The 26,689-nt window shown below is 74.2% G+C and carries 28 protein-coding genes; 13 read left to right on the top strand and 15 right to left on the bottom strand.

Annotated features, from left to right (window positions below; all coding sequences use genetic code 11):
* Window positions 1–13: 13 nt before the first annotated feature.
* From dnaE to AMOR_RS05750, 3 genes are all read right to left on the bottom strand, one after another.
* On the bottom strand, window positions 14–3,649 hold the full coding sequence (dnaE, locus tag AMOR_RS05760) for a DNA polymerase III subunit alpha (RefSeq protein WP_248359472.1): 3,636 nt from the start codon (window positions 3,647–3,649) through the stop codon (window positions 14–16).
* Window positions 3,650–3,729: 80 nt separating this feature from the next.
* Window positions 3,730–4,041, bottom strand: coding sequence for a hypothetical protein (locus tag AMOR_RS05755; RefSeq protein ID WP_248359469.1), 312 nt, complete (start codon window positions 4,039–4,041; stop codon window positions 3,730–3,732).
* Between the two features lie 149 nt (window positions 4,042–4,190).
* A complete protein-coding gene (locus AMOR_RS05750) occupies window positions 4,191–4,622 on the bottom strand; it encodes a hypothetical protein (protein ID WP_248359466.1) in 432 nt (143 codons plus the stop codon).
* A 208-nt stretch (window positions 4,623–4,830) separates the two neighbouring features.
* Between AMOR_RS05750 and AMOR_RS05745 the strand changes: the two genes are divergently transcribed.
* Together AMOR_RS05745 and AMOR_RS05740 are read left to right on the top strand one after the other, a co-directional pair.
* A complete protein-coding gene (locus AMOR_RS05745; RefSeq protein ID WP_248359464.1) occupies window positions 4,831–5,325 on the top strand; it encodes a phosphate-starvation-inducible PsiE family protein in 495 nt (164 codons plus the stop codon).
* Window positions 5,326–5,512: 187 nt separating this feature from the next.
* Window positions 5,513–6,016, top strand: a complete 504-nt coding sequence (locus AMOR_RS05740) for a GNAT family N-acetyltransferase (protein WP_248359461.1) — start codon at window positions 5,513–5,515, stop codon at window positions 6,014–6,016.
* A 362-nt stretch (window positions 6,017–6,378) separates the two neighbouring features.
* Here AMOR_RS05740 and AMOR_RS05735 read toward each other — a convergent pair whose 3' ends face one another.
* From AMOR_RS05735 to AMOR_RS05725, 3 genes are all read right to left on the bottom strand, one after another.
* Entirely contained in the window at window positions 6,379–7,263 is an 885-nt protein-coding gene (locus AMOR_RS05735) for a hypothetical protein (RefSeq protein WP_248359458.1), read from the bottom strand.
* A gap of 36 nt (window positions 7,264–7,299) precedes the next feature.
* Complete coding sequence (locus AMOR_RS05730; RefSeq protein ID WP_248359455.1) at window positions 7,300–8,181, bottom strand: alpha/beta fold hydrolase; 882 nt, start codon at window positions 8,179–8,181, stop codon at window positions 7,300–7,302.
* A gap of 64 nt (window positions 8,182–8,245) precedes the next feature.
* Window positions 8,246–8,746 (bottom strand): hypothetical protein, encoded by a 501-nt coding sequence (locus tag AMOR_RS05725; RefSeq protein WP_248359453.1) that lies wholly within the window; start codon window positions 8,744–8,746, stop codon window positions 8,246–8,248.
* A 322-nt stretch (window positions 8,747–9,068) separates the two neighbouring features.
* On the opposite strand from AMOR_RS05725, the gene AMOR_RS05720 reads away from it, so the two are divergent.
* Complete coding sequence (locus AMOR_RS05720) at window positions 9,069–10,010, top strand: NAD(P)-dependent alcohol dehydrogenase (RefSeq protein ID WP_248359451.1); 942 nt, start codon at window positions 9,069–9,071, stop codon at window positions 10,008–10,010.
* A 138-nt stretch (window positions 10,011–10,148) separates the two neighbouring features.
* On the top strand, window positions 10,149–10,898 hold the full coding sequence (gene sfsA / locus AMOR_RS05715; protein ID WP_248359448.1) for a DNA/RNA nuclease SfsA: 750 nt from the start codon (window positions 10,149–10,151) through the stop codon (window positions 10,896–10,898).
* 35 nt (window positions 10,899–10,933) lie between these two features.
* On the opposite strand, the gene AMOR_RS05710 is transcribed toward sfsA, so the two are convergent.
* The 5 genes from AMOR_RS05710 to AMOR_RS05690 form a co-directional block, all read right to left on the bottom strand.
* Window positions 10,934–11,122 carry a hypothetical protein gene (locus AMOR_RS05710; protein WP_248359445.1) on the bottom strand — a complete coding sequence of 63 codons (189 nt, stop codon included), beginning with the start codon at window positions 11,120–11,122 and terminating at the stop codon, window positions 10,934–10,936.
* Between the two features lie 149 nt (window positions 11,123–11,271).
* A complete protein-coding gene (locus tag AMOR_RS05705; protein WP_248359443.1) occupies window positions 11,272–11,673 on the bottom strand; it encodes a (2Fe-2S) ferredoxin domain-containing protein in 402 nt (133 codons plus the stop codon).
* A 104-nt stretch (window positions 11,674–11,777) separates the two neighbouring features.
* On the bottom strand, window positions 11,778–12,512 hold the full coding sequence (locus AMOR_RS05700; RefSeq protein ID WP_248359440.1) for an oxygen-binding di-iron domain-containing protein: 735 nt from the start codon (window positions 12,510–12,512) through the stop codon (window positions 11,778–11,780).
* Window positions 12,513–12,779: 267 nt separating this feature from the next.
* Window positions 12,780–13,382 carry an ACT domain-containing protein gene (locus AMOR_RS05695; protein WP_248359438.1) on the bottom strand — a complete coding sequence of 201 codons (603 nt, stop codon included), beginning with the start codon at window positions 13,380–13,382 and terminating at the stop codon, window positions 12,780–12,782.
* 272 nt (window positions 13,383–13,654) lie between these two features.
* Window positions 13,655–14,119: a nuclear transport factor 2 family protein gene (locus tag AMOR_RS05690; protein ID WP_248359435.1), complete on the bottom strand. Its 465-nt coding sequence runs from the start codon at window positions 14,117–14,119 to the stop codon at window positions 13,655–13,657.
* Window positions 14,120–14,302: 183 nt separating this feature from the next.
* Here AMOR_RS05690 and AMOR_RS05685 point away from each other — a divergent pair, with 183 nt between their 5' ends.
* The 8 genes from AMOR_RS05685 (at window position 14,303) to AMOR_RS05650 (ending at window position 21,770) form a co-directional block, all read left to right on the top strand.
* On the top strand, window positions 14,303–15,031 hold the full coding sequence (locus AMOR_RS05685; protein WP_248359432.1) for a DUF4253 domain-containing protein: 729 nt from the start codon (window positions 14,303–14,305) through the stop codon (window positions 15,029–15,031).
* Window positions 15,032–15,118: 87 nt separating this feature from the next.
* Window positions 15,119–16,870 (top strand): hypothetical protein, encoded by a 1,752-nt coding sequence (locus AMOR_RS05680; RefSeq protein ID WP_248359429.1) that lies wholly within the window; start codon window positions 15,119–15,121, stop codon window positions 16,868–16,870.
* Between the two features lie 127 nt (window positions 16,871–16,997).
* The gene (locus AMOR_RS05675; protein ID WP_248359427.1) at window positions 16,998–17,501 is read left to right on the top strand and encodes a GreA/GreB family elongation factor; all 504 of its coding nucleotides are present in this window, start codon (window positions 16,998–17,000) and stop codon (window positions 17,499–17,501) included.
* Window positions 17,498–18,028, top strand: coding sequence for a YceI family protein (locus AMOR_RS05670; protein WP_248359425.1), 531 nt, complete (start codon window positions 17,498–17,500; stop codon window positions 18,026–18,028). The genes AMOR_RS05675 and AMOR_RS05670 overlap by 4 nt, the downstream gene beginning before the upstream one ends.
* A 92-nt stretch (window positions 18,029–18,120) precedes the next feature.
* The gene (locus AMOR_RS05665; RefSeq protein ID WP_248359423.1) at window positions 18,121–19,557 is read left to right on the top strand and encodes an MBL fold metallo-hydrolase; all 1,437 of its coding nucleotides are present in this window, start codon (window positions 18,121–18,123) and stop codon (window positions 19,555–19,557) included.
* 61 nt (window positions 19,558–19,618) lie between these two features.
* A complete protein-coding gene (locus AMOR_RS05660; RefSeq protein ID WP_248359422.1) occupies window positions 19,619–20,059 on the top strand; it encodes a hypothetical protein in 441 nt (146 codons plus the stop codon).
* 211 nt (window positions 20,060–20,270) lie between these two features.
* The gene (locus AMOR_RS05655) at window positions 20,271–20,945 is read left to right on the top strand and encodes a hypothetical protein (RefSeq protein WP_248359420.1); all 675 of its coding nucleotides are present in this window, start codon (window positions 20,271–20,273) and stop codon (window positions 20,943–20,945) included.
* Window positions 20,946–21,023: 78 nt separating this feature from the next.
* The gene (locus AMOR_RS05650) at window positions 21,024–21,770 is read left to right on the top strand and encodes a hypothetical protein (protein ID WP_248359418.1); all 747 of its coding nucleotides are present in this window, start codon (window positions 21,024–21,026) and stop codon (window positions 21,768–21,770) included.
* Between the two features lie 44 nt (window positions 21,771–21,814).
* Here AMOR_RS05650 and AMOR_RS05645 read toward each other — a convergent pair whose 3' ends face one another.
* Window positions 21,815–22,135, bottom strand: a complete 321-nt coding sequence (locus tag AMOR_RS05645) for a hypothetical protein (protein ID WP_248359415.1) — start codon at window positions 22,133–22,135, stop codon at window positions 21,815–21,817.
* A complete protein-coding gene (locus AMOR_RS05640) occupies window positions 22,128–22,595 on the bottom strand; it encodes a carboxymuconolactone decarboxylase family protein (RefSeq protein ID WP_248359413.1) in 468 nt (155 codons plus the stop codon). The genes AMOR_RS05645 and AMOR_RS05640 overlap by 8 nt, the downstream gene beginning before the upstream one ends.
* Before the next feature lie 241 nt (window positions 22,596–22,836).
* Here AMOR_RS05640 and AMOR_RS05635 point away from each other — a divergent pair, with 241 nt between their 5' ends.
* Window positions 22,837–24,771, top strand: coding sequence for an acetate--CoA ligase (locus AMOR_RS05635; RefSeq protein WP_248359410.1), 1,935 nt, complete (start codon window positions 22,837–22,839; stop codon window positions 24,769–24,771).
* Between the two features lie 18 nt (window positions 24,772–24,789).
* Here the strand turns inward: AMOR_RS05635 and AMOR_RS05630 are convergent, their stop codons facing one another.
* Both AMOR_RS05630 and AMOR_RS05625 read right to left on the bottom strand, forming a co-directional pair.
* Complete coding sequence (locus tag AMOR_RS05630; RefSeq protein WP_248359407.1) at window positions 24,790–26,073, bottom strand: multidrug effflux MFS transporter; 1,284 nt, start codon at window positions 26,071–26,073, stop codon at window positions 24,790–24,792.
* Between the two features lie 44 nt (window positions 26,074–26,117).
* Window positions 26,118–26,603, bottom strand: a complete 486-nt coding sequence (locus AMOR_RS05625; protein ID WP_248359403.1) for a DUF4126 family protein — start codon at window positions 26,601–26,603, stop codon at window positions 26,118–26,120.
* Between the last annotated feature and the right edge of the window lie 86 nt (window positions 26,604–26,689).

The following is a 26,689-nucleotide window of genomic DNA, read 5'->3' as shown; positions in this document are numbered from 1 at the left end:
GGCCCGGCGCCAGCTAGCGCAGCTCGACCTCGAACCCGAGCCGGCGCGCCGCCTCGAGCAGCTCGTCGGCGGGCTGGACCTTCACGGGGACGGCGATGGTCGTCTCGCTCTCCTCGGGGATCACCGCGCGGACCGTCACGGCGCACGCACCGGAGAAGCGGCCGAGGAGCGTCCGGAGCTCGCCGGCGCGCTCCTTCGTGAGCCGGTCGGCGTCGATGCGGAGCGCGATCTCGCTCGTCTTCTGGTTCCGCACCGCGGCGAGCGGCTCGATCTCCATCGCGGTGATCTCCGCCCGCGGGTTCTCCTCCTCGCGGTTGTTGATCCGGACCTCGCCGTGGACGAGCACCGGCTCGTCGCCCTTCACGAAGTGCTCCCAGTCCGCCCAGCCCTTCTGCGCGGGCCTCCCGTTCTGGGCCGGACGCGACGCCCAGCAGATCACCTCGGTCGTCCCGGTGAGGTCCTCGAGCGTGAGGAAGCCGAAGCGCGTGCCCTTCTCCTTGTTCATCCGCTCGCGGACCGCGGCGACGACCCCGACCACCGTCACCTTGTCGCCGTGCCGCTTCTGCGCGACGGCCGCGCAGGTGGACGAGGCGTAGCGCTTCACCTCGCGCTCGTAGCCCTTCAGCGGGTGGCCGGTCAGGTAGAACCCGAGCGCCTCCTTCTCGAAGGCGAGCCGGACGCGCTCCGGCCACTCCTCGACGGTGAGCTCGCCCACCACGTCGCCCGGCTTCGGGTAGCGGGGCTTCTGCTCGACCTGCGCGGCGGGGAGCGCGCCGAACAGCGAGTGCTGCCCGCTCGCCCGATCCGCCTGCGCGGAGGCGCCGGCGGCGAAGGCCGCCTCGATGCCGGCGTAGAGCTGCCACCGCGGGACGCGCTCGAAGTCGAACGCGCCGGACTTCACGAGCGCCTCGACCACCTTCTTGTTGATCTTCTTCGAGTCGACGCGGGACGCGAAGTCGAAGAGCGACTTGAACGGCCCGCCGTCCGCGCGCGCCAGGAGGATCGCCTCGACGGCGGACTCGCCGACGCCGCGGACCGCGCCGAGGCCGAACCGGATGCGCCCCTTCGATCCCTTCGGCGACGTCTCGCCCGGCGGGAACGCCCCGAAGTCCTTCAGCGACTCGTTCACGTCCGGCGGCAGCACCTCGATGCCGTCGGCGCGCGCCTCCGAGATGTGCAGCACCACCTTGTCGGTGTTCGAGGCCTCGCTCGAGATGAGCGCGGCCATGAACTCGACGGGGTAGTGGGCCTTGAGCCAGGCGGTCTGGACGGTGAGGAGGCCGTACGCGGCGGAGTGCGACTTGTTGAAGCCGTACGCCGCGAACTTCTCCATGAGGTCGAAGACGCCGCTCGCGATCTTCTCGTCGACGCCCTGCTCGGTGGAGCCCTTCATGAAGATGGCGCGCTGCTTCGCCATCTCCTCGGCCTTCTTCTTCCCCATCGCGCGCCGGAGCAGGTCGGCGCCGCCGAGGGAGTAGCCGCCCAGGACCTGGGCGATCTGCATCACCTGCTCCTGGTAGACGATGACGCCGTACGTCGGCTCGAGGACCGGCTCGAGGGTCGGGTGCGGGTAGACGACCTTGTCCCGGCCGTGCTTGCGGTCGATGTAGACGTCGACCATCGTCCGGCCGTCCTCGAGCTTCTGGTCGAGGGGGCCGGGGCGGTAGAGGGCGCCCGCCGCGATGACGTCCTCGAACCGCGAGGGCTTCATCTTGACGACCATCTCGGTGAAGCCCGACGACTCCATCTGGAACACGCCCGCGGTGTCGCCGCGGCTGATGAGCTCGTAGACCGCCGGATCGTCGATGGGGATGTCCGACGCCTGGAAGTCCTTCCGCTCCGGGTGGTTCTGCTTCACCAGCCGGAGGGCGTCGTCGATGACGGTGAGGGTCTTGAGGCCGAGGAAGTCGAACTTCACGAGGCCGGCTGCCTCGACCTCCTCCTTCGCGAACTGCGACACCAGCATCTCGGACTTGTCGTCCTTGTACGCCGGCACGTAGTCCCAGAGCGGCTTGTCGGCGATGACGACGCCGGCGGCGTGCAGGCCCGCCTGGCGGTTCAGGCCCTCGAGCGACATCGCGATGTCGAGGAGGTCCTTCGTCGTCACCACGTGCTGGACGCCCTTGTCATCGGTCCAGCGCGAGATCTCGGTGGGCTTCTTGTACAGCTCCTCGAGGCGCGGCTCGGCCGGACCCTTCTCGCTGCCGAAGACGAGCTCCTTGAGCGGCGGCGTCTTGCCCTGCACCGGGTCCGGGACGAGCTTCGCGATCTTGTCGCCCTCGGCGAACGGCAGACCCATCACCCGCACGACGTCGCGGATGACCGAGCGCGCCTTGAGCGAGCCGAAGGTGATGATCTGGCCGACGTTGTCCTGGCCGTACTTGCCGCGGACGTACTGGATGACCTCGTCGCGCCGGTTCTGGCAGAAGTCGACGTCGAAGTCCGGCATCGACACGCGCTCGGGGTTGAGGAAGCGCTCGAAGAGGAGCTGCCACCGGAGCGGGTCGAGATCGGTGATCCGGAGGGACCAGGCGACGATCGACCCGGCGCCGGAGCCGCGGCCGGGGCCGACGGGGACGTGGTGCTCCTTCGCCCAGTTGATGAAGTCCTGGACGATGAGGAAGTACCCGCTGAACCCCATCTTCTTGATGACGCCGAGCTCCATCTCGAGCCGGGCGCGGTAGGCGTCGCGATCGTGCGGATACTTGCCGTCGACCTCGCGGAAGCGGCGGTCGAGGCCCTCCAGCGCGAGCTTCGTGATGAAGTCGTCCTCGCTCATCCCGTCCGGGAGCTGGAACCGGGGCAGGAAGGACTTCCCGAGCTTGAGCTCGACGTTGCACATCTCCGCGATGCGCACGGTGTTGTCGATCGCCTCCCGGTACTCGGGGAGCGCGGCCGCCATCTCGTCGGGCGACTGGATGAAGAGCGCGTCGGTGTCGTGGCGGAGGCGCTTCGGGTCCTGGAACGTCTTGTTGGACGCGATGCACATGAGGACCTCGTGCGCCTTCGCGTCCTCCCGCTTCACGTAGTGCGCGTCCGCCGTGGCGACGAGCGGGATGTCCTCGTCGCGCGCGAGCTGGGCGAGCTTCGCGTTCACCTCGAGCTGCTCCCGCATCCCGTTCGACTGCACCTCGAGGAAGAACGAGCCCGGCTCGAAGATGTCCCTGTACTCGCGGGCGACGCGGCGGGCGCCGTCGAGGTCGCCCTGGCGGATGAGCCGCGGCACCTCGCCGGCGAGGCAGGCGGTCAGGCCGACGAGGCCCTTCGAGTGCTCGCGGAGCAGCTGCTTGTCGATGCGAGGGTCGTAGTAGAAGCCCTCGGTGAACGCCTTCGAGGAGAGGTAGCGGAGGTTCGCCCAGCCCTCGGCGTTCTTCGCGAGCAGCACGAGGTGGCGGCCGATGCGCTCGCTGCGGTCGAGGCGCCCCTTCTCGCCGGCGACGTACGCCTCCATCCCGAGGATGGGCTTCACGCCGGCTTCCTTGGCCTTCTTGTAGAAGTCGACGGCGCCGAACAGGTTGCCGTGATCGGTGACCGCGACCGTCTTCATCCCCTTGGCCTGGACGGTCTTGAGGAGGTCCTTGATGCGGATCGCGCCGTCGAGGAGCGAGTAGAGGGTGTGGAGGTGCAGGTGGACGAAGTCGGCGGCCATCGTGGGCCGGAGTCTTAGCAGGGTCGTCTGACTTGCGCCCAGAGGACAAAATCTGCGTGGGTCGGCAGGTTTTCGGCCAGCTACCCCGCGCCTTCCACGGCGGCGTCCGCCTCCCGGTCGGCGGTGCGGGCGAAGTCGAGCCCGAGGTACCGCAGCACGCGCACGTGATGGCGCGACAGGCCGCTGAGCTCGATCCGGCGCCCCGTGGCGGCGAGGCCGTAGGCGAGGATCGCGAGCTCGTGATCCTGGACGTCGAAGGCGACCGAGAGATCCACGGCGACGGCGACGTCGGGGGCGAGCCGCTCGACCGCGCGCACGATCGCCACCGCGGTCGACACCTCGAACGCTCCCGCCGGCCGGAACACCTGCACCATCTGCTCCTGCTCTCGCATCGCTCCACCCCGCTCGAAGCCCGGGGCGACATCTAGCGCCGGCCGCGTGGCCGACCCTCAGATAGTTTCGTCGGAACCGTGAGGTTCCACCTCAGCATTCCGGGCCGCACGTCGCCGCGTCGCTCGTGCGCCTCGGACGCGCCGCCGCATCAGGGGGACGCCGCGTGCCCCTCTCCCTCGAACGCGTGCTCCAGGTCGGCCCAGGATCGCTCGTACTCCTCGTTCGCCTGGACCCAGGAGGGGTTGTCGAGGTCCGCGCGATCGTGGAGGAGGCGGGCGGTCGTGTGGAGGTGCTTCCGGAGCGCCTCCAGCTCGGCGCGGTGGAGCGCCGTGTGCTGCTGCGGAACGTCGTAGTCCCCCCTGAGGTCCTCGAGCGCGGAACGGATGCGCGCGAGGTCCTCGTGCGTGGTGTCGGCGACGGCGCGCCGTGCCTGCGCGAGCTCGTGGCGGACCGCCTCGAGGCGCGCGTGGCGATCCCGCGCGCCGCCTTCGTCTCCCCCGCGCTGACGCAGCCACGCGGCCACCCGGGAGAGTCGCTCCTCCAGCCGCTTCAGGAAGCTCTCGGTCTCGCGCTCGGCCATGATCTCCTCCTCGCCCGAGGAGCGCCTCCCCGCCGCCGCCGCGACGCGCCTCGGCAGCGAGGTGATAACGGACGCGCGACGGCGCCGCCGGCCCGGCCGGGCGCTCGCGAGCGGCGGGGCGCGATCCGCCGCGCCCCGTGAGGTTCCATCGGGCGGGGCGTCGGTCGCGCGTCGGCCTGCGTTATCAGGACGCGCGGAGGAAGCGTCGATGGCGGAGGAGCGCAGCGCGCCGGGCCGAGCTCGCAGGGGCGTGTCGACCGCGTTCAGCCACGTCCAGGACGTGGTCTACGTCGCGCTCGGCGCCCTGCTCGCGGTGAGCGCCACCGCGATCCTCGTCCAGGGCGCGCTCGATCTGTTCAAGGCGGTGACGAGCGGCGTGGACGTCCGCGCGGTCGTGACGCTGCTCGACCGGATCCTGCTCGCGCTGATGATCGTGGAGCTGCTCTACACGGTGCAGGTCTCGTTCCGGGAGCACACGCTCGTCCCGGAGCCGTTCCTGCTCGTCGCCCTCATCGCCGGCGTCCGCCGGATCCTCGTCATCACCGCGGAGTTCGGCGCGCAGCCCAGGATGCCCGACGAGGAGTTCCGCCACGTGATGGCCGAGCTCGCCCTCCTGACGGTGCTGATCGTCGTGCTGGTCGCGTCGATCGTGATCCTGAAGCGGCACGGGCCGGAGGAGGGGCCGCGGTCGCACGCGGGGTGAGGATCACGGCGCCGGCGGTACCGCGAGACCGTGCGGCGCCGGCGCTCCGGAGCGCTCGGCACCGCGAAGGCGTTCCGCATTGCAGCCAGCTGATCCGCGCGCGCATCGATGAAGTCTGGATCGCCTTGCTGTGTCGGCCGCGGCGCCGCCGACGTAACGGCGTCGCCCCGAGTGAGACGGGAGACGCGTGCCCGTCCTCGACACCCCCCGGCTGACCCTCCGCCCCCTCACGCTCGGCGACGTCGGCGCCCTCCGGGCGCTGCTCATCGACCCGGACGTCCGCCGCTGGATGTGCGACGGGCTGGTGCTTCCGGAGGCGACGGTCCGCGGCATGATCCAGGAGAGCCTCGCCGGTTTCCGCCGGTGCGGCGCGGGGCTGTACGCGCTTCACCGAAAGGAGGACGGCGCGTTCGTCGGCTACGCGGGGCTGAAGCCCGCCCGGATCCGCGGCCTGGAGCTCGCGGCGGCCGTGTGGCCGCGGTACTGGCGGCAGGGGGTCGCGCGCGAGGCCGGCGAGGCCGTGATCCGGCACGCCTTCGACGGGCTCGAGCTCCCCCGCGTGCTCGCCTGCACCGACGCGCCAAACTTCCGCTCCCTCGGTGCCATCGTGCGGCTCGGCTTCCGGCCGCTCGTGAACACGCCGGGCGCGTTCGGCGTCATCCGGTGGTTCGTGCGGGATCGGCCGCGCTGACGGGCTGGCGCCTCACGGGCACGCCTCCACCTGGTACCACCTCGCCCCGAGCCTCCCCGGCCACAGCAGGGCGCAGACCGCGTCGCCGACCTCCACCTGCTGGTACAGCGCGCGGCCGACGTCCGGACGCCCAGACCGAGAGTGACGCCCAGACCGAGAGTAATGGACGCCCAGACCGAGAGTAATGGACGTCGGACTGAGAGCAGCAGGCGCTCAGGGCGAGGTGTGGCGGGTGCGAATGCGCTCCCCGGTGGTGCAATCCGGGATGCGGACGCAGGCCGACGTGACTCGCTCGAGAGCGAGCGAGGAATCCAGCGCGCGTCGTCGGAGGGGGAGGGCCGGGGGGAGTTCGTGAGCGCCCGCTATCCGGAGCTCGCGCACGGGACCCCGTGGTGCACGCGGAGCAAGTAGGTGCCGCACGGGAAGATCGCGCTGGTGTATCCCGCGCACCTGGCCGCCCAGGCCGCGCGGTACGAGCGCAGGAACTCGACCAGCCGGCCGAGCGCTTCGATGCGCTTCCACTTGTCTCGCGCGGCGACGCGCGGGTTGAGCCCCCGCCGCGGCTCGCCGGGCCGCGGCCGACCTGTCGGCTTCTGCGAGAGCACGCGCGCGGCGCCCAGGAAGCCGGCGCGGGCGTCTCTCACAGCGTCCTCCTCCCGTTCGGCGAGGGCCGCCGCGAGCCGCTCCCGGAACTCCTCGGCCGTGAAGCTCGGAGGCGGTTCGAGCTGGAGGATCGCCTTTTCGGGAAGGGAGCCCTTCGGGTCGAAGAAGTGCTTCGGCCGCGAGATCTCGAAGGCGTCGCCTCCGATCCGCTCGGGGGCGGACCAGAGCCCAGGCCATAGCCGGCCGGAGCGCACGAGGCCTGCCGCGGTCGGGTTCGCGAGGACGTAGGCGGCCTTGTCGAGGATGTCGCTCGGCGAGACAAGAGTTACGGCGCTGTAACTGTTCGGCGCCCAGAAGGTCTCCCATCGGCCGATCGAGGCGTTCACGGCTCGAGCGACCAGCGCGTCGAGGAATTGATGGAACGCCGGGAGCCGGGCGTGCAGGTCGGTCAGCACGAGGTGAAAGTGGTTCGAGAGCACGCAAAAGGCATGGACGCGGATCTCGAATCGCTGCGCCGCGACGGCGAGCAGGTAGAGGAAGATTTCGTTCGTGGCCCTGGACGGGCGCAGGAGAAATTGGCGCTGCGCGCAGCGCCGCGTGACGAGATAGGTGGCTCCAGGCAAAACCTGGCGGGGAGCAGTCATGCGTGCGGGCATGACAAGGACCGTGCCCGCGCTCGGTCACGTTTCCGCGTCGGTTTCTCTGCCGTCGGTAGTCCGCGCCGCGGTCACCCGGTCCGAAGCCCGGAACTCTCGGTCTGGATCCCCCGGAACTCTCGGTCTGGATCCCTCGGTAGTCCGCGCCGCGGTCACCCGGTCCGAAGCCCGGAACTCTCGGTCTGGATCCCTTCGGTAGTCCGCGCCGCGGTCACCCGGTCCGAAGCCCGGAACTCTCGGTCTGGATCCCCGGATCCCCGCCGCGGTCACCCGGTCCGAAGCCCGGAACTCTCGGTCTGGATCCCCCGCCGCCAAATGCGCGCGGATCTCCGCCGCGACCTCGTCCGGCCGCTCGTTCGCGAACACGTGCGATCCGCCCGGCACCGTCACGAGCCGGGAACCCGCGATCCGCTCGGCGAGGACGCGGCCCACCGCGAGCGGGCTCACCGGATCCGCGTCGCTCCAGAGGAGCAGCGTCGGCGCCCGGATCGCGCCGAGGCGATCCCCGAGGTCGGTCCGGTCCTCGACGAACCAGGCGGGCACGTCCGGCAGCGCGGCCCGGTACTCGGGCCGCCAGTCGCAGGCGCCGAGCGCGGCGACTTCGAGGCCACCCGAGGTGGCGACGAGCACCAGCCGCGCGACGCGCTCCGGGTGCTCGATCGCGAGCCGCGCGGCGAGCACGCCACCCATCGACTGCGCGACGACGTGGCTCGCGCCGGCGGGGAGCCGGTCCAGGAGCCACCGGTACAGGCCGTCGAGCGACGAGATCCCCGGGTCGAGTGGGACGTCGCCGAACCCGGGCCAGCCCAGGAGGCGCGCCGGGCCGAGGTCGGCGAGCCGGTCCGCGACGGGGCGCCAGAACGCGGCGCTGCCGCCGGCTCCGGGGAGGAAGACGAGCGGTGTCATCTCGCTGAGCGTAACGGGCACATCCGCCGGTGTCGACCGGCGCCCCGCCTGCTCGGTGCGCCCCTCAATCCCAGTCGTGGTGATGGCTGCCGACGGCCCCGGTTCCGTTCGGATCGAGGTAGAGCTTCAGGTACGTCCCGACCTCGTGCAGGTTCCGCTCGCGACCGAGCACATACGTGTACGTGTAGAACGGCATCACGTACCAGCCCGCCCATGGGGTGACGCTCAGGCCCACGTGGACGCCGCCGGGATCGAGCACCAGCGCGGGCCCGGCCTCGACGCCGATGAACGGCCCCGCGACCTCGCCGCCCACCCGGAGCTTGAGGAGGTCGCGCCAGTTCGTCGACACGTCGATCGCGAGGCCGCGGCCGTAGGGGCGCTGCCTGAAGCCGTCCAGCGTCTCGGGCCAGCGGACCCAGCTCACCTCGAGCCCCCAGGTGAACCCGTGACCGAACGTGTACGAGACGGTGACCCCCGGGTTCACCGTCGTGAAGTCCGCGCGGACGGCGCCCGGGGCGAGCAGCGCGGCGGCGAGCACGGCGGCGATCCCGGCGCGCCGGAGCAACGCTGGAATGGGCGTCGACGTCAGGCATGAGCGGAGCAAGGTCACCTCGGGAAGGGAAGTCGACCATCGTACCCCGAACGCATCAAGGACATGAGCCCGTGCGCGTGGCGGTCGGACCCGGATATGCACTGATGGTCAGTGCCCCCCTTCCCCCTCGGTCCTGCGCGCCGGACCTGCTAGGGGATCCGGTCGAGGCCGTCCGCGGCGGACGGAGAGGAGGGCGCATGCCGAGGCCACCGCGCGCCTGGAAGGCGCTGCCCCACGGGGCTCCCGCGGGCGCGCCGCGCGCCATCGCGGCGAGGCCTCTGACCCGGGAGCGCCCGTGAAGATCGTCGAGTACGACGCCTACGGCCCACCCGACGTCCTCCGGATCCGCGACGTCGCGCGGCCGCGCCCCGGCCGCGGCGCGCTCCTCGTCCGCGTCCGCGCCGCGGCGCTGAACCCGAAGGACGTGCTCGTCCGCTCCGGAAGGTTCCGGCTCCTCACCGGCCGCCGGTTCCCGAAGCGCGTGGGGTTCGACTGGGCCGGCGAGATCGCCGGGGTCGGCGCGGGCGTCGCCGGCATCGCCGAGGGCGCGTCGTACTACGGCATGCTCGACGGGTATCAGGGCGGCGCGTGCGCCGAGTACCTCGTCGCCTCGCCGCGCGACTGCGCCCCGATGCCCGCCGGCCTCGACTTCGTCCGCGCCGCCGCGATCCCGCTCGCCGCCTCCACGGCGTTGCAGGCGCTCCGCGACGTCGCGCGGCTCGTGCCCGGCGCCCGGGTCCTCGTGAACGGCGCCTCCGGCGGCGTCGGCTCCTTCGCGATCCAGGTCGCGCGCATCCTCGGCGCCCACGTGACCGCGACCGCCAGCGCGCCGAACCTCGACCTCTGCCGCCGCCTCGGCGCGCACGAGGCGATCGACTACGGCGCCGCCGACGCGCTCGCCGCGCCAGCGCGCTACGACGTCGTCCTCGACGTGTTCGGGAATCGCAGCCTCGCCGCCGCGCGACGCGCCCTCGGGCGAAGCGGCGTCTACGTCACGACGGTCCCGAAGCTCCGCACCTTCGTCGACACGGCGCTCACGCTGGTCCGCTCGCCGCGGGCCCGCACCGTCGTGGTCCGGCCGCGGGCGCGCGACCTCGTCTGGCTCGCGGAGCGCGTCGCCGAGGGGCGGCTCGTCCCCGTCGTCGAGCAGGAATACCCGCTCGAGCGGATCGCGGAGGCCGAGGCGCACGCGGGGAGCAAGCACGTGCGGGGGAAGATCGTCGTCCGGATCGACTGATCCGCCGTCGCTCGGGGGGAGCGCACCACGGGCCGCGCGGCCGGTCGCGCTTCGACGAGGCTCGGGGCGACCGGGTGCCGCCACGAGGCGCCCCGCGGTGGCTGGCGCGTCGCGTCCTCCCGCGGTACGAGACGGACCGTGCCCACCGCCCCCCGGCGCGCCGCTCCTCCCTCCATCCCGCCCCCCTCCGTTCCGCTCCGCGACCACCCGCTCGCGCGGCTCCGGGCGCGGCCGCTCCGCGCGACGTTCCTGGGCCGCCCGAACCGGTTCGTCGCGGAGGTGCGGCTCGCGACCGGTGAGCTCGTGGCGGCGCACCTCCCGAACTCCGGCCGGCTCACCGGGACGCTCGCGCCCGGGCGGGTGGTCCTCCTCGACGGCCCCTGCGACGGGCGCCGGTGCCCGTACACGGTCGTCGCCGCGCGCGAGGGCCGGACCTGGGTCGGGACGGTGACGACCTACGCCAACCGGGTCTTCCCGGCGCTCTGGCGCGGCGGGCTCTTTCCGGAGCTCGCCGGGAGCGACCTCGCCGCCGAGGTGGCGCACGGCCGCTCCCGGTTCGACTTCACCGTGGACGGCGCGTTCGTCGAGGTGAAGTCGGTGACGCTCGTCGCGGGTCGCGTGGCGCGCTTCCCCGACGCCGTGACCGCGCGCGGCGCGCGCCACTGCGACGAGCTGGGCCGGCTCGCGCTGCGCGGCGTACCGGTCGCCATCGTGTTCGTCGCGCAGCGCGGGGACGTTGACGCGGTCGAGCCCGAGGACGAGGTGGACCCGGCGTTCGGCGCCGCGCTCCGCCGGGCCGCGCGCCGCGGCGCGCGGGTGCTCGCGTGCGCGCTCGCGGTCACGCCGGGCGGCGCGGTCGGGGCGCGGCGGGTGCCGGTGCGGCTGTAGGGGCCCCGTCGCCCGCCCGCCGGCGCGTTCCGCGCCTACCGGTCGTGCTTCGCCGGATCGTGCCCCTTGCCCTTGTCGTGGCAGGTGCCGTCGCTCCACTGATGGCCGGGCGGGCACTTCTGCGCGGAGACGGGCGCGCTGGTGTGCGCGACGCCGGGGACGTGGATCATGCAGCCCGTGGAGAGGAGGGCGGCGGCGGCGAGGCCGGCGAGCAGGGTCTTCATGGAGCGCTCCGTGAACCCGCGCCGCCGACGCGGCGAACGGGCGGTTGGCGGCGCGGGAGGGTCGCACCGTCGGTGCGCGCTCGCAAGTGGGTGCGGGTGCGGGAAGTCGCGCGCAGGTGCGACGCGCGACCTCGCGCACGCGCGGTCGCTCAGCTCGACCTGGCCTTCTGCTGCGCCGCGAGCGCAGCCATCGCCGCCATCGCCTTCGCGCGGTTCTCGGTGATCTCCTTCTTCAGGGCGCCGGCGTCGCGGTTCGCGAGGCGCTCGACGACCCGCCCGTTCTGGAAGTGCTCGCGGACGATCTCCGCGACGTCGGCGACCTGGACGCCGGAATACCAGACGCCGTCGGGGTACACGACCATGTTCGGCCCGCGCTCGCACATGCCGAGCGAGCCGCAGGTCGTGACCTGGACGACGTCCACGAGCTGCTTCGCGGCGAGCTCCTTGCGGAGGGCGTCCAGCACGGCGGCGGAGCCGCGACCGCTGCAGCAAGGCGCGGCCCCCGGCTTCTCCTGCTGGCAGGCGTAGACGTGGTAGCGGAACGGTTCCATGGATGGCCTCGTCGGCATGGGGTGAAGAGGACGGGCCATCATCGGGCAGGGCGAGCCGGCGGACAACCGACGCTCGGGACGGACCGCCGACTCGCGCCGCGCCGTCACCGGTCGAGCGCCTCGCCCAGCGCGCGAAGGATCGCCGCGCCGTCGCCCGCCCACGCGCTCCCGTGCATGCACGCGAGGGTCCGCGGCGCGGTCGCGGCGAGCCGTTCGACCTGCGCGCGCGCGTTCCGCGCGTGGGAGAAGTAGTCCATCGGCGCGCGGAACGCCTCGCTCGGCCCGAGGATGTCCGCCTCGGTGAGCGGCGGCGGCGTCGCGCCGCCCTGCGTGAAGAGATCGCCGCAGAGCAGGGTCCGCGTCGTCTCCTCGAAGAGGTAGCCGCACTCCCATCCGTGCGGCAGGTGCGGCGTGTCGAACCAGCGAACGCGGTGCGTGCCGAGCGACAGCGTCTCGCCGTCCCGGAGCACGCGCGGTGGCCGCGTGGCCTGGTCCTGGATCGACGTGAGCGCCGCCACGAACGAGCACACCGGCGTCGCCTCCGGCGCGGCGCCGAGCAGGTCGTTCAGCGCGCCGCACTCGTCCGCCTCGTAGTGCGAGAGGCCGACGAGCCGGAGCCGCTCCACTGGCAGCACGGCCGCGATCGCCTCGCGCGTGAGCTGGAACATCCGGCGCGGGCCGGTGTGGAACAGCAGCGGCTGCTCGTCGACGACGAGGTACTGGTTGAAGGAGAAGCCGGTCGGCGGACCTCCGGCGGTCGGCGGCAGCGGGGTGCTGATGCGGAAGATGCCGGACGCGATCTCGTCGACGCGCGTCCCGGACTGCGTGTTCGTGATCATGTGCCCTCCAGCTCCGCGCGGAGGCGGCCGGCGGAGCCCGCGAGCCATAACGCGGCGGGCGCGGCGCGGAGGCGATCCGCCCCGGATTCGATGCCGCGCGCCGCCGGGCCGGTCGGTCGCCGGCCCGGGGGGCGCCGCAGACGATCTTCCGGAGCCGGATGCTCCCGACGAACAGCGCGCCGGTTCGCGGATCCGCGGCGATCCCCGCCGCGACGAGCCCGCGCTCCGGTACCGTGATCGCGACGGACGCGTGCGCGGTCGCCGGGATCAGCGCGCTGCGAGGCGCTCGAGCCGCGCCCGGAGCGCCGTGACGATCCCCTCCGGCGGGACCTCTCCGGCCGCGCTCTGCAGCCGGAACACGTCGCGGATCTCGGATCCGAGCGTCTCCACCCGCATCTCGTGCGGGTAAAGCCCGAGGTCCGCGAACTCGTGCAGGATCCGGCCGAGGAAGCCCACCGCGTCGACGGCGCGGAGCTCGACGAGCACGTCCCGCCGCGTGCGGGCTACGCGGTGGCTCGAGAGCGCGACGCCGCCGGGCGGCATCGGCGCGGGCGCGTGGTCGTTGATGAGCGCGAGGAAGTCGATGGCCGACGGCTCGACCTCGGGGTCCAGGACGTCGAACGCGATCTCGGCGATCCACCGCGTCGGCGTCCGCCGGGCGGTCGCCCGCACCACGCTGATCTGGTGCGCTGCGAGGCCGGCCGCGAGCCGGCCCGCCCAGCCCGGGTCCAGCGAGCCGGAGAGGTGCAGCGTCTGCCGCCGGGCTCCGCTCCGGACGATCCGGGACGTGAAGGTGCGCTCCCCGCGAGGGGCGCCGGGCGGGAGCGAGACGTCATCGGCTGGGAGCGCGTAGCCGTCGATCGAGTCCATGCGCCGTTGCACAGCAACTCCCTTGCCATGTTGATCCCCGCCCACGGCACGGCCGCGCCGGACGGCGGAAACGCGGCGGGCCATGCCGAGCGCTGCAGCCGGTGCCCGTGCGGCGAGCACGACCTGCTCGCCTCCGCTGCGCGTGCCGCCCGGGCGAGCAGGCCGCCGCCGAGCGCCCGATCCGGCGTGCATCGCTCGGCGCCTGGCCTCGCCCGCTCGTCCGTGGCGCTGTCCGCTGGCACGCCCTGATGCCAGGCCAGCTCCACGGGCGCCTAGGGCAGCTCGACGCGACGGATGAGGCCGCCCTCGACCTCGTAACGTACCCACCCCACGTCCCACGGGTCGGGGTGCTCCGGAGATCGTCCGGTGATGATCTCGTGATCCAGCACGACACGGTCCCCCTCGACCCGCCGCTCGACGACGCGGCAGCGGTTCCTCGGGAACCGCTGGAACATCGTTCCGTACCGTTGCCGCAGCGCCTCCTTGCCGGACGCGAGCGTCTGGCCGGTGCTCGCGCTCGTGATCACGACGTCGTCCGCGTACGTCGCGACGAAGGCGTCGAGGTCCTGGGCGTTGTACGCCTCGAGCTGCCGCTGCACGACCGCGACGGAGGCGGGCACGGCCGGCCCGGCACGGTCCCCGTCGGGCTGCGCTGGCGGCGCAGCGACGCGGGGAGCGGCGCAGGCGAGCCCGGCTGCGACCAGGAGCAACGTGACGAGACCGCGAGATCGGCGCATCGCGCCTCCGGGGATGTGGGACATCGACGCTACCGAGCGGGGAGCGATGCCTCAAGGCCGCGCCAGTGCTGGCGCCGCTGCGGTGCGTCGATGCCGTCCCGTGGTCGAGGCACGTGGAATCGACTCCCGGTATTTGGGCAACGACGAATTGCCGCATACGATGGCTCCCGGAGGGAGCCCCGTATGTCGCACTCGAACAGTCTGCGGTCGATCGTCGCTCGATCCGTCGCACATGCCGTCCAGACCGGGCGCCGCACTGCCTTCGTCCTCGCCCTCGCGAGCGCGCCGCTCGTCGCTCGCGCCGGTCCGGCGCTGGTCGCCGCACCCGCGGCCGGGGCGGACGACGCCATCGTGCTGCCGGCGCCGAAGGACTTCGCTGCGGCCATCGCCGCGGTCGAGGCGGCGACCGGGACGGAGGGCGAGGTCATCGAGACCGAGGCCGGCATCAAGATCCCCCTGTCCGCGGGCCGCGCGTTCGCGCTCGAGCCCCACGTCGCGTCGCGGCTCCTGGCCGGGAGCCACGGACCGTTCCGCAAGGCCGGCATCTACCTGTTCCGCTACGAGCGCGCGTACGGGCTCCCGGGCGAGAAGGACCGCATCGGCCTCATGCCGACATCCGACCCGGACCTCGTGATCCGCCGGATGGGCACCTCGGGTCACCGTCACGGCGTGACGACGGAGCAGATCATCCAGTGGCTCCACGCGCTCGAGCGCGACGAGGCGTTCGAGCTGCTCGAGATCGGGAGCGACTTCGTCGCCGGGCGCTTCGAGCGCGAGCCGAAGGACCCCGTCGCCCTCGCGCACCGCGCGGCGAAGTTCGCGCCGGACCTCGTGTCCGGCCACTCCGATCCGACGGCCGGCCTCGCCGACCTCATCGGGCGGAAGCGGACGCTGTTCCTCATCTGGGACTGACCGGGTACCCAGCGCCACGCGCGGGGGCGCCGTCGCCGGCGGGCCACCCGCGCGGCGCCCCGCCGACGTGGACGCTATGAGGCGGCGGTGCGCTCCCGCCTCGCGCTCGTACTCGTCGTCGCCGGCGTCGCGTGCCACACCAGCCGCCGCGGGGCGCCCACGCCGGAGCTCCAGTGCGCGGGCGCCGCGGAGTGGCCCCAGTGGTCGCTCGGCCCCGGGCACGGGGGCACCACCTGCGCCCGCGGGGCGCCGCTCTCGAGGATCCTCCTGACGGCGCAGGTCGACGACTCGGTGGAGGCCGAGAAGGCGGAGTCCGGCGGGGATCTCCTCGTTCACTACCAGACGCCGCTCGTCGCGGGCGACGACGTGATCGTCGAGCACAAGTCCGGCCCGTACGTCGCATGCACGCCGCCCGGCACGCCGGGCCCGGCCTGCGGCCCCGCCGCGTGGGCGACGCAGACCTGGGGCGAGCGCGGCTGGCGGTGGCAGGGCGGGGCGCTCGGGGCAGTCTGGGCCTTCGAGTCCGACTGGAAGCCGCCGCCGGACGGCCCGACGCTCGCGGGCTGGGAGCCGGTGTTCCACGCCGCGCTGGTCGGGACCGCCGGCTCGCTCGTGGCGGTCCCCGGAGCGCGGGGCACGCTGCACCTCGTGGACCGCGCGAGCGGCGAGCTCGTCCGCACGGTGGCGCCGCTCGGGGACGATCCCGACACCTACGTGGCGGGCCCGGTGACGGCCGACGCCGCGGGCAACGCCTGGTACACCGGGATCCGGCTCGACCCCGTGGACCCGTGGGGCGACTCGGGGCGCGACGCCGATGGCTTCCTCTGCGAGGTCCGCCCGGACGGCACGTTCCGCGTCGCCCGCTTCGCGGACCTGGTCCCGGGCGCGCCGACCCCGGGCGACACGTGCGAGACCGCCTACGCCTCGAGCGCTCCGCCCCCGTGGCCGCCGGTCGACGCGACCGGCGCGCCGCTGCCCACCCGGACCATCCGGTGCGGCGCGCAGCGGCCGCAGGTGAACGCCGCCCCGGCGATCGGCGCGGACGGGACGGTGTTCGTGATCTCGCGCGCGCACCGGGCCGCGCGCACGGCGTTCGTGGTGGCGGTGACGCCCGAGCTCGCCCCGCGGTGGGCGACGTCCCTCGCGCACCGGCTCGCGGACGGATGCGGCGTCCGCGTCCCCTACGGCACCGGACCGGACGCGTGCCGCCCCGGCACGGCGCAGGGCGTCGATCCGGAGACGAACGCGGCGCCGTCCGGCCTCGCGCTCGACCAGTCCACGAGCTCGCCCGTCGCGCTCCCCGACGGCGGCGTCCTCTACGGTGCGTACACGGCGTACAACGGCGAGCGCGGGCACCTGTTCCGGCTCGGCGCGGACGGCGCGCCGCTCGGGACGTACGACTTCGGCTGGGACATCACCCCGGCGGTGTTCGCGCACGGCGGGACCTTCTCGATCGTGCTCAAGGACAACGACTATCCCGGCGGCCCGTACCGGATCACGCAGCTCGACGCGGCGCTCGCGCCGGAGTGGCGGTTCACGAGCACGGAGACGCGCGCGTGCAGCCGGAGCGCGGACGGCTCGGTGCCGTGCGCGGACGACGGCCAGCACCCGCGCGGCTTCGAGTGGTGCGTGAACGCGGTCGCGGTGGACCGGGACGGCGTGGTGTACGCGAACAGCGAGGACGGGAACCTGTACGCGATCCGTCCCGGCGGCGCGGTGCGGGACCGCATCTTCCTCCAGCAGGCGCTCGGCGCGGCGTACACGCCGGTGAGCCTCGACGCGGCCGGCCGCGTGTACGCCCAGAACGACGGCCGGCTGTTCGTGGTCGGCGGGCCGTGAGGGCAGCGCCCGCTCGCGGTGAGCCCGTCGAACCACGGACGCGCCCGGCGATTCGCCCTCGACAGGCGCGGGGCGAGCGGCAGCGCACGCCGGAGCGCCGCGGCCCTGGAGGCGCTACGATCCGTTCGTGTCGAAGGCGTTCACGAGCGAGGAGACCCCGGACCTCGCGCCGCCGGCGCGGCCCGGGCCGCGGCTCGCGCCGGGCGAGGTCCGCTACGTCACGCCCGAGGGGCACGCGGCGCTCCGGGCCGAGCTCTCCCGGCTGGCGGGCGAGCGTGCGGCGGCCGCGGCGCTCCCCGCGACGGAGCGGCCGGCGCGGGTCGCCGACCTGGACCGGCGCGCCGCCCTCGTCGAGGCGACCCTCGCGGCCGTGACCGTGCTCGCGCCCGACGCGGCGCCGGAGGGGACCGTCGCGTTCGGGACGTGGGTCACGGTCGAGGACGAGGCGGGCGCGACCTCGACGTGGCGCATCGTCGGCCCGGACGAGGTCGATCCGCGCCGCGGCCTCGTGAGCGTGCACGCGCCGGTCGCCCGCGCGCTGCTCGGGCGCACGCGCGGCGACGAGGTCGAGGTCGAGCGGCCCGGCGGCACGCGGACGCTCACGGTCGTCGACGTCCGGCGGACGCCGTGATCGTCCTCGGGCCCGACCGCGCGACCGTCGAGGTGCTCGTGTTCCGCGAGGGCCTCCTCTCCGCCGTGGGGCACGACCTCGTGCTGCGCGTGACCGCGTTCGAGCTCGCCATCGATCCGGCGGCGCCGTCGGTCGTGGCGCGGCTCGATCCGGCGTCGCTGCGCGTCGCCAGCGCGGTCCGCGACGGCCGGCCGCTGCCGGGGGCGCTCCGGCCGCGGGACGTCGCGGAGATCGAGGACGCGATCGCCTCCGCCGTGCTGCGGGTCCGCCGGTTCCCGGAGCTCCGGTTCGAGTCGACGGCCGTCGCGCCGCGGGAAGGCGGGTGGGACGTCCGCGGCGCGCTGGCGCTCGCCGGCGTCACGCGACCGCTCATGGTCCCGGTGCGCCGCGCGGGCGAGCGGGTCCTCGCGGCGGCGCGGCTCCACCAGCCCGACTTCGGCATCGCGCCGTACCGCGCGATGCTCGGCGCGCTCCGCGTGAAGCCCGACGTCGAGGTCAGGCTCTCGGCTCCGGCCGAGGGGCTCTGACCGCCCCCGCCCCGGACCGCCCGCACGGACGGTCCCACCAAGAGCCGTTGCGTGGGAGCCGGGCACACACGACCGTCCTCCGGGGGGAAGACATGCTCACGCGCTTCGTGGGGCACGCGTGCCTCGAGACGGAGGTCCGGGGCATCCGGATCGTCAGCGATCCCTGGTGGGCGGGGCCGGCGTACACCGATCAGTGGCACCCCTGGCCGACGCCGGCTCCCGACGGGCTCGCCGCGAGGCGGATCGAGGTCCTGTACCTGTCGCACGGCCACGAGGATCACCTGCACGCCCCGACGCTCGCCGGGATCCGGCGCGACGCAATGGTCCTCGTGCCCGCGTTCGTCTCGGGGGGCATGGACGCGTACGTCGCGTCGCTCGGGTTCGAGCGCGTCGTCGCGATGCGCCACGGCCAGCGGATCGCGCTCGCGGACGGGGTCACCGCCACCTGCTACGTGAACGCGACCGACTCGATGCTCGTCGTCGAGGACGGCGAGCAGGTGCTCGTGAACGCGAACGACGCGCTGCACGCCGCGCCGGCGGTCGTGGCGGAGCACTTCTGCAACCTCCTCCGCCGGAACCACCCGCGGATCGACGCGCTGTTCGTCGGGTTCGGCGGCGCGTCGTGGTTCCCGAACTGCCTGCGGCTGCCGGGCAAGGACGATCGCGCCGCGGCGGCCCGGCGCGAGGAGCTCCTCGCGGAGCGGTTCGCCGACATCGTGCGCCGCCTCTCGCCCCGGCTCGCCTGCGCCTTCGCGGCGTCGTTCGTGCTGCTGGAGCCGCACCTCCGGTGGGTGAACGAGGTGAAGCTCGAGGCGCCCGGACCGGACGCGATCTTCGCGCGCCGCGCGGGCCCCGCGCGCGCGAGCGCCTGCCGCCTGCTCGCGCCGGGGGACGTGGTCGACGGCGCGACGGTGCACCCGGGCGGGCGGTCGCGTCCGACGCGCGAGGAGCTCGAGCGCGCCTGCGCGGAGGGGGAGCTGCGCGACGCGGCCGGTCGCGTCGCGACCCTGGCACCCCTCTCGGCGGGCGCGCTCGGCGAGCTGGCCGCGCGGGTCGAGGAACGGCTCGCGGCGAGCGGCGGCGCGCGGGCGCGGCCGCTCGACCTCGACCTGCGGCTCCGGGACGCGCCCGGCGCCGCGATCCGGATCCGGGCGGGTTCGGGCAGCGCGAGCGCCCGGGTCCGCGCGCCGCGCGAGGGCTCGGGCGCCCTCGAGCTCCGGGCGCAGATCCTCCGGGCTGTGCTCGACGAGCCCTACGGGACGGAGTCGATCACCATCGGTTGCGGGGCGGTGGCGCACCTGCGCCACCCGGACGAGCTCCGGGACGTGCTCGGGCTGCTCCGCCTGCTGAGCCCGCGCACCGCCGCGTCGTGGCGCGGCGTCGCGGCGGAGCTCTGGAGGAAGCCCTGGACGGTGTCGCGCGGGATCGTCGCCCAGCGGTGGCCGCTCGCGCTGCACGCCGCGGCGCGGGCGGGCCTCGTGCTGTCGCTCCAGAGCGCCGCCGCGATCGCGCCCGACGGCGCGTGCTGATCGTCGAGGCCTCGCGGCGGTCCCGGCTGCGCGCCGGGCCGCGGTGCGGTAGGACTGTCCGGTGACCCTCTTCTCCCGCCGCTTGCCGCACGTCCTCCCGCGCAAGGACCTCGTGCTCCTCCTCGCGCCCACCTACGCCGCCGCGCGCGGCGTCGACCACGACGAGGCCACCGAGCGGCTCGCCGGCGCGCTCGAGCTCCCCGCCGCGCTCGAGGACGTCTACGGCGGGATCTCGGCGGCGCTCCGCGACGCGCAGGGGCCCCGGACGACCGAGGACGCCCTGATGGACAAGCTGTCGGCGGGCGTCGTCGCCCGGCGCGCGAAGGCGAAGGCGGCGGACGCGACCCCGGCGGTCTCGGCGGCCCTCGTCCGGCTCGACCTCGAGATCGGCGTCGCGCCGGAGCAGATGCGGGCCACGCTCGCGAGCGATCGCGGCCGGGCGCTGGTGGAGCAGGGGTTCCGCGCGCTCGGGGCGCACGTGGTCAAGGACCTGCTGAAGTGAAGTAGGGATCTCCCGAGCGGGCCGGCGCGGCGCGCGTTGACAAAGTGGCGACGGCGGCGCGGTGCACGCCGCGCGTTTGCCAGATTGTCCGCGCTGCCGCCGCCGAGCGACCGGAGCCGGCCCCGATGGTCGCGTCTCCACGCCGGTTTCCGGTGAGTGAACGCCTGGCGCTTCGGTTGCATCCGGCCGGCGCAAGGGAGGAACACACACCATGCGTCTACTCGTCGCTCTCGCCGTCCTCATCTGCGCGCCGCTCACCACCCTCGCCCAGGAGCCACCGACCCCCGTCGCCGCCGCGCCGCGCGCCGACTGGAACCTCGGCGGCGGGCTGGGGTCCGGCCTGTTCGTGAGCTACTTCTCCTCGATCCCGGTCCCGAGCCTCGTCACGGAGCTCCTGCCAGTCGTCACGGCGTCGCTGGAGCGGAGGCTCTCCGGACGAACGTGGCTCGCCTTCGGGGTCTCCGGCGCCTTCTCGCAACGGCGCGACGACGTGCCGGCCGGGGCCACCGGGCCGACGCGCGCGGACGTGCAGCAGCTGTTCGTGACGGCTGGGCTGCGCGGGGTCGTCACCGGCAGCACGGCCCCGGTCGACGTCTCGATCCTCGTCCTCGCGGAGGGCGGGTCCATCCACATGGACGATCGCGGGTTGATCTCCGGCACCGAGACCGAGCAGAAGACGACGGGCTGGCTCGCCGGGGCGGAGCTCGGGATCGCGGTGGACCGCGAGCTCACCTCCGGCCTCTCCCTGCGCGTCGCGACGCCGCTCATCGCGGCCACGTACTCGGAGGGGCGCGTAGAGACCGTGGGAGAGCCCGCGCGCTCGGGCACGAACTTCGTCGCCCGCGCGCTCATCGCGCCGCGCCTCGAGCTGCGAATGGCGTTCTAGGGAACCGGCACGCCGCCCTCGAGGCGCCCGCCCGGCCGCCCGGTGTGACGGGCCACGCCTGGATCCATCTTCCTGCAGATGGCCGAGGTCCTCGAGCGCGGCGAGCTCCACTTCTTCTACCGGCCGCGGGTGGAGCGGAACGCGCCGCGCGGCGACGCCGACGTCCAGCGCTTCATGGTCGTGCTCGCGCCGGACGGTCGCCGCATCTGGCGCCTCGTCTTCGTCGGCGCCAAGCGGATGCCGGAGCTCGCCCGCCGGGGGCGGGAGCGGAACTGGGCCTGGGTGGCGAAGGTGGCCGGCGACCCCGGCGACATCGAGATGGAGCTGCGCGGATACCGCTACCGGACGAAGACGCGGGGCGAGCGCGACCAGCCCTCGGCGCGGCCGGCGGGCGACGGCGAGTACGTCCTCGCCCGGCACGGCGACCACACCCACCTCGCGTACGCGCTCGCCCGGCCGGACCCGCCCGGCGACGTACAGCGCGGGCTCGGCATCGCGACGCAGGCGAGCTACGTGGTGGCGGTGAAGAACCCGGAGTGGCCCTCGCCGCGGCCCGACGCGGGGCTCGGGGAGGAGCAGACCGCGTTCTACCCGCGGGCGCTCCAGGAGAAGTTCCGGAACCGCCGCTGGGGCGAGGTCGAGCCGGCGCACCTCGATCGCGATGGGGCGGAGCTGCTCCTCGTCGGCGCGACCGAGGATCCCGAGGGCGAGCTCGGGATCCACCTCGATCCCGCGGAGCGCGGCGCCCCGGACGCGTTCCGCGCGCTCGGGCTCGACCGCCGCGACCACCCGGTCGCCCCGCTCTTCACCGGCGAGTGGGCGTGACGCGCCGCCCGGGCCGGAGCCCGGGGCGGCGCGTTCGTCCTCGCTCACCGCGGCGCCGGGTCGGTTTCCGCGGGATCCGCGGTCGGCGGATCCGCGAGCGCCGGGCGCCCGGGGGCGACCTCCTCGAGCGGGAGGATCGCCTCGACCAGGCCCGCGAGCTCGTCGTCGCTCGCGTCGCCGTAGACCTCGAGGAGGGCGGCGGCCACCGGGAGCCGCAGGTCCCGCCACGGCGCGCCGGCCTGGTAGAGCCGGACCGCCGCGCGCGCCATCGCCCCCTGCCAGCGGCGCGTGGTCCGGGGGCCGCCCGGACCGGTGTGGACGAGGCCGTCCGCCTCGAGCCGGGCGAGCGGGTCGAGGTCAGGCATGGGCCGTCGTGTCGACGTTCGGGCGCGGGGTCGTCCCGGCCTGCCCTTGCTGCTGCTGGCGCGCGTAGGCGATCGCCTGCAGCGTCTCGTTGCGGAACTGCTCGTAGTCGACCTGCTGTGCGTTCAGGAACGTGCTCGCGCCCATCGTGTGCGCGGCCATCATGCTCGCCTCGGCGATCTCGTCGTCGGTGGCGCCGAAGAGCCGCGCCGCCTCGGTGTGGAACAACGTGCAGTACCGGCACCGCGTCGCGCCGGAGACCGCGAGCCCGATGAGCTCCTTGTACTTGTTCGGGATGCGCGTCTCCGCGAGCTGGAAGTCGCGCATGAGCGACCAGAACCCGCCGAGCGCCGAGTCGGGCATCTCGTTCACCCAGGTCGGCACGAGCCCGAACAGCTCCTTCACCTCCTGCTTGATGGCCTTCACGTCGGTCTTCTGGGTCGCCTTCACGTCCGTCGCCATCTCGCACCTCTTCGCCCCCCGGCCGCCGCACGCCGAGCGACCACGACGTCCGCCGAGCTGCGCTCCCGTCGTGCGGCCCGCCACCGGAGGATTGCCCGACGAGATGGCGACGGCGCGCTGCGCGCGAAAGTCCCGGAGCGAGATGCGGTCCGTCCGTGCGCGTGGGCGAGCGGTCCCTGGCGAGGCGTACGGCGGCGTCCCCTGCGCGCCGCGCCCATCGTTTCGGCGAGGAGGATGCACCATGGATCTCGTCAACCCGATCGTCCGCCGGTGGCTCGCGGAAGCGGAGGAGGACCCGGACGCCTTCTGGGCGCGCGCGGCGGAGGAGCTGCACTGGTTCCGTCCGTGGAAACGGGTTTTCCAGCACGAGTTCCCGAGCTTTCGCTGGTTCGTCGGCGGCGAGACGAACCTCGCCTACGGGGCGCTCGACCGGCACGTCGCGGCGGGCCGCAGCGGCCACACCGCGCTCGTCTACGCGAACGAGAGGGGGGAGCGGCGCGCCCTCACCTACGCGCAGCTCCTCCACGAGGTCGAGCGCACGTCCGCGGCCCTGCGGGGGCTGGGGGTGGAGAAGGGGGACCGCATCACCCTGTACATGCCGACCTGCCCGGAGGCGATCGTCCTCATGCTCGCGGCGGCCCGGATCGGCGCGATCCACCTGGTCGTCTTCGCGGGGTTCGGCGCGGGCGCGCTCTCGAGCCGCGTCGTCGCGAGCGGCTCGCGCGTCGTGTTCACCGCCGACGTCACGTGGCGCAAGGGGAAGGAGACGCGGCTCAAGGAGATCGTGGACGACGCGCTCGCGATCGACCGCGGCGCCGTCGAGCACGTGGTCGTCCTCCGGCGCGGGGCGACCCCGCCGCCCTGGACCGGCGCGCGCGACGTCGCCTGGCCGGAGTTCCTCGCGCTCGGCGGCGGCCACTCCGGCGCGTGCGAGCCGATGGAGGCGAACGAGCCGGCGTTCATCCTCGCGACGTCCGGCACCACCGCGCGGCCGAAGCTCGCCATCCACGTGCACGGCGGGTACGGCGTCCACGTCCACGCCATGGGCCGGTGGTGCTTCGGCCTCCGGCCCTCGGACGTCTGGTGGTCCACGTCCGACATCGGCTGGATCGTCGGGCACAGCTACATCGTCTACGCGCCGCTCCTCACCGGCTGCACCACCGTGGCGTACGAGGGCGCCCTCGACCACCCCGGGCCGGAGACGCTCTGGAAGATCGTCGAGGAGCTGCGCGTCACCGGGCTCTTCACGTCGCCGACCGCCGTGCGGCTCCTCATGAAGTACGGCGCCGCGCCGGCGCGCGGCTTCGATCACCGCTCGCTCGAGCGCGTGTTCTGCGCCGGGGAGGTGCTGAACCCGCCCGCGTGGGAGTGGCTGCAGCGCGAGGTCCTCCGGGATCGCGTGCCGGTCATCGATCACATGTGGCAGACCGAGACCGGCGGCCCGGTGTTCGGGAATCCCTACGGCCTCGCGATGCTGCCCATCAAGCCGGGCTCGGCCGGGCTGCCGCTCCCGGGCATCGAGGCGACGGTGGTGAGCGCGCAGGACGGCCGGCCGGTGCCGCCGGGCGAGAAGGGGATCATGGTCCTGACGCGCCCGTTCCCGGGCCTCACGCCGACGCTGTGGGGCGAGCCGGAGCGCTACGCGTCCGACTACTGGCAGCGGATCCCGGGGGTCTACTACACCGGCGACTCGGCGCACGTGGACGAGGACGGGTACGTGTTCTTCGCGGGCCGTGCCGACGAGATCATCAAGATCGCCGGTCACAAGCTCGGGACGATCGAGGTCGAGACCGCGTTCCTCACCCATCCGGCGGTCGCCGAGGCCGGCGTGACCGGGCGGCCGGACCCGGTGCGCGGCGAGGTGGTGTCGGCGTTCGTGGCGCTGCGCCAGGGCCACGAGCCGTCCGCGGCGCTCCGGCGCGAGCTCGTCGAGGCGGTGCGCCGCGAGCTCGGACCGGTCGCGGTCATCGGCGAGGTGAACTTCGTCCGGACGCTCCCGAAGACGCGGAGCGGGAAGATCATGCGCCGGGTCTTCAAGGCGGTGATCCTCGACCGCGACCCGGGCGACATCACGACGATCGAGGACGAGGGCTCGGTGGACGAGGCGCGCCGCGCCTGGGCGGAGATGCGCGCCGAGCTCGCCGCGCAGCGGCCGGAGGCCGGTGCGGAGCCCTGAGAGAATCTCCGGCGGGGCTCAGGCCTCGTCGCGTGGGCCGGGCCGCACCAGGGCGGCGCAGGCGGCGAGGCAGGCGAGGCCGGAGAGGGCGATCGCGACGGTCATCGGCCGCGCCGTCCCGTCGAGGAAGCGCGACACGGCGATGGCGTACGCCGCCGAGCCCGCCATCTGGAAGAAGCCGAGCACCGCCGAGGCGAGCCCGGCGATCCCCGCGAACGGCCCGATGGCGCCGGCCATGGCGCTCGGCATCACGAGCCCGCCCGCCACGGCGTAGAGGTACATGGGCAGGAGCAGCGACGGGAGCCGCGTCACGCCGAGGAGGACGGGCGCGGCGAGCGCGACGCCGGACACGGCCGCGAGCAGCGCGCCCGCGCGGACGACGCGCCGGACGCCGAGCCGGCCCGTCACGCGCGCCGTGACGAAGCTGCCGGTCATGAGCCCGAAGGCGACCAGGCCGAAGCAGTACCCGTACGCGTCCGGCGAGACCTTCAGGAGCCCGATGAACACGAACGCAGAGCCGGAGATGAACGCGAACTGGCCGCTGAAGACGAGCATCACCGCGAGGACGTACCCGACGAAGGTCCGGTCGTGCATCAGCGTCCCGGCGTTCCGGAGGAGGGTCCGCGGGTGCAGCACGCCCGGCTCGACACCGGGGACGGTCTCCGCGACGAGCGCCCACGCGGCGGCGAGGAACGCCGTCCCGAGCACGACGAGGATGACGAACACCGCGCGCCACCCGGACCACACCTGGACGTAGCCGCCGAGGATCGGCGCGAGGATCGGCGTCAGCGCCTGGGCTGTCGCCATGAGCGCGAGCACCCGGGCGCCGTGCTCCCGCGGGTACACGTCGCGCACGATGGCGCGGCCGACCACCGGGCCGCTGCCGGCCCCGAGCCCCTGGACGACGCGCGCGACGACCAGCACCTGGATGGTCGGCGCGAGCGCGCAGCCGATCGCGCCGACCACGTAGAGCAGGAGCCCGCCGAGCAGCGTGCGCCGCCTCCCGAAGCGATCCGAGAGCGGTCCGAAGACGAGCTGCGTCGCCGCGAAGCTCAGGAGGAACAGCGTGACGGTGAGCTGCGCGGTCGCGTCGGCGGTCCGGAACTCGCGGACGATCTGCGGGAGCGACGGTAGGTACGTGTCGATCGACAGCGCGCCGATGCCGACGATGCCGGTGAGGAGGGCGCCGACGCGCAGCGACGCCATCGGGTGGCGGAGCGCGCCGGCGCCCGGCGCGGGCTCCGCGCCCGGCACGTCCGAGGCGGGGAGGGGCATCGGGCTGGAGCGCTCGGCGGCCGGCATGGCCGGCGGATGCTACACCCGGGCGGGCCCCTCGCGGGAGCCGCTCAGAGCGTCGCGACCGCGGTCCCGAGGCCCGCCGCGAGGACGTCCTCGGCGTACCCGAGCGTCTGCTCCGACGCGCCGGTCCGGCGGCTCGCAGCGCGCCGGAGCCAGAGGTTCGCGTAGCTCGAGAGCACCGCGAAGCAGGCGCCGAGGGCGGCGGCGCCGAGCATCTCTCGCGTGCGGGCGCGCCGCAGCCGCCGCCCGCCGGCGATCGCGGCCGCCGTGAGCGCGCCGGACGTGGCGCGGGCCGCGAGCGAGGGCGCCGCGGTCCGGTCCCCGATCCCGGGGCGCTTGTCCGCCGCCATCTCGCCGAGCGCGAGCACCGGCAGGACCCACCGGGCCGCGGGCGGCGCGAGGAGCCGCGCGGCGCCGACGGGCGGCGCGACGCGGCGGCGGAGCCGGAACGCCGCCGCCGCAGGCGCGGTCATGCTGCGCATCCCGGCGAGCCAGCCGGCGCCGGCCGAGAGCAGGAACGAGGTGCCGTCCATGGTCCGTCCTCCATGCGGGCGGGCGGCGCCGTCGCGGCGTCGCGCCCGCGGAAAGGTGGCCACGCCGGCGCGGCCCGGGGCGCGGC

This window comes from Anaeromyxobacter oryzae, from assembly GCF_023169945.1.
Taxonomy (GTDB): domain Bacteria; phylum Myxococcota; class Myxococcia; order Myxococcales; family Anaeromyxobacteraceae; genus Anaeromyxobacter; species Anaeromyxobacter oryzae.
This window is presented reverse-complemented; position numbering and strand designations above follow the sequence as displayed.

Coding starts and splice junctions, on each gene's coding strand:
- dnaE (WP_248359472.1), bottom strand. CDS start 3,649: ATGGCCGCCGACTTCGTCCACCTGCACCTCCACACCCTCTACTCGCTC.
- AMOR_RS05755 (WP_248359469.1), bottom strand. CDS start 4,041: ATGCGAGAGCAGGAGCAGATGGTGCAGGTGTTCCGGCCGGCGGGAGCG.
- AMOR_RS05750 (WP_248359466.1), bottom strand. CDS start 4,622: ATGGCCGAGCGCGAGACCGAGAGCTTCCTGAAGCGGCTGGAGGAGCGA.
- AMOR_RS05745 (WP_248359464.1), top strand. CDS start 4,831: ATGGCGGAGGAGCGCAGCGCGCCGGGCCGAGCTCGCAGGGGCGTGTCG.
- AMOR_RS05735 (WP_248359458.1), bottom strand. CDS start 7,263: ATGACTGCTCCCCGCCAGGTTTTGCCTGGAGCCACCTATCTCGTCACG.
- AMOR_RS05730 (WP_248359455.1), bottom strand. CDS start 8,181: ATGACACCGCTCGTCTTCCTCCCCGGAGCCGGCGGCAGCGCCGCGTTC.
- AMOR_RS05710 (WP_248359445.1), bottom strand. CDS start 11,122: ATGAAGACCCTGCTCGCCGGCCTCGCCGCCGCCGCCCTCCTCTCCACG.
- AMOR_RS05705 (WP_248359443.1), bottom strand. CDS start 11,673: ATGGAACCGTTCCGCTACCACGTCTACGCCTGCCAGCAGGAGAAGCCG.
- AMOR_RS05700 (WP_248359440.1), bottom strand. CDS start 12,512: ATGATCACGAACACGCAGTCCGGGACGCGCGTCGACGAGATCGCGTCC.
- AMOR_RS05695 (WP_248359438.1), bottom strand. CDS start 13,382: ATGGACTCGATCGACGGCTACGCGCTCCCAGCCGATGACGTCTCGCTC.
- AMOR_RS05690 (WP_248359435.1), bottom strand. CDS start 14,119: ATGCGCCGATCTCGCGGTCTCGTCACGTTGCTCCTGGTCGCAGCCGGG.
- AMOR_RS05685 (WP_248359432.1), top strand. CDS start 14,303: ATGTCGCACTCGAACAGTCTGCGGTCGATCGTCGCTCGATCCGTCGCA.
- AMOR_RS05665 (WP_248359423.1), top strand. CDS start 18,121: ATGCTCACGCGCTTCGTGGGGCACGCGTGCCTCGAGACGGAGGTCCGG.
- AMOR_RS05655 (WP_248359420.1), top strand. CDS start 20,271: ATGCGTCTACTCGTCGCTCTCGCCGTCCTCATCTGCGCGCCGCTCACC.
- AMOR_RS05650 (WP_248359418.1), top strand. CDS start 21,024: ATGGCCGAGGTCCTCGAGCGCGGCGAGCTCCACTTCTTCTACCGGCCG.
- AMOR_RS05645 (WP_248359415.1), bottom strand. CDS start 22,135: ATGCCTGACCTCGACCCGCTCGCCCGGCTCGAGGCGGACGGCCTCGTC.
- AMOR_RS05640 (WP_248359413.1), bottom strand. CDS start 22,595: ATGGCGACGGACGTGAAGGCGACCCAGAAGACCGACGTGAAGGCCATC.
- AMOR_RS05635 (WP_248359410.1), top strand. CDS start 22,837: ATGGATCTCGTCAACCCGATCGTCCGCCGGTGGCTCGCGGAAGCGGAG.
- AMOR_RS05630 (WP_248359407.1), bottom strand. CDS start 26,073: ATGCCGGCCGCCGAGCGCTCCAGCCCGATGCCCCTCCCCGCCTCGGAC.
- AMOR_RS05625 (WP_248359403.1), bottom strand. CDS start 26,603: ATGGACGGCACCTCGTTCCTGCTCTCGGCCGGCGCCGGCTGGCTCGCC.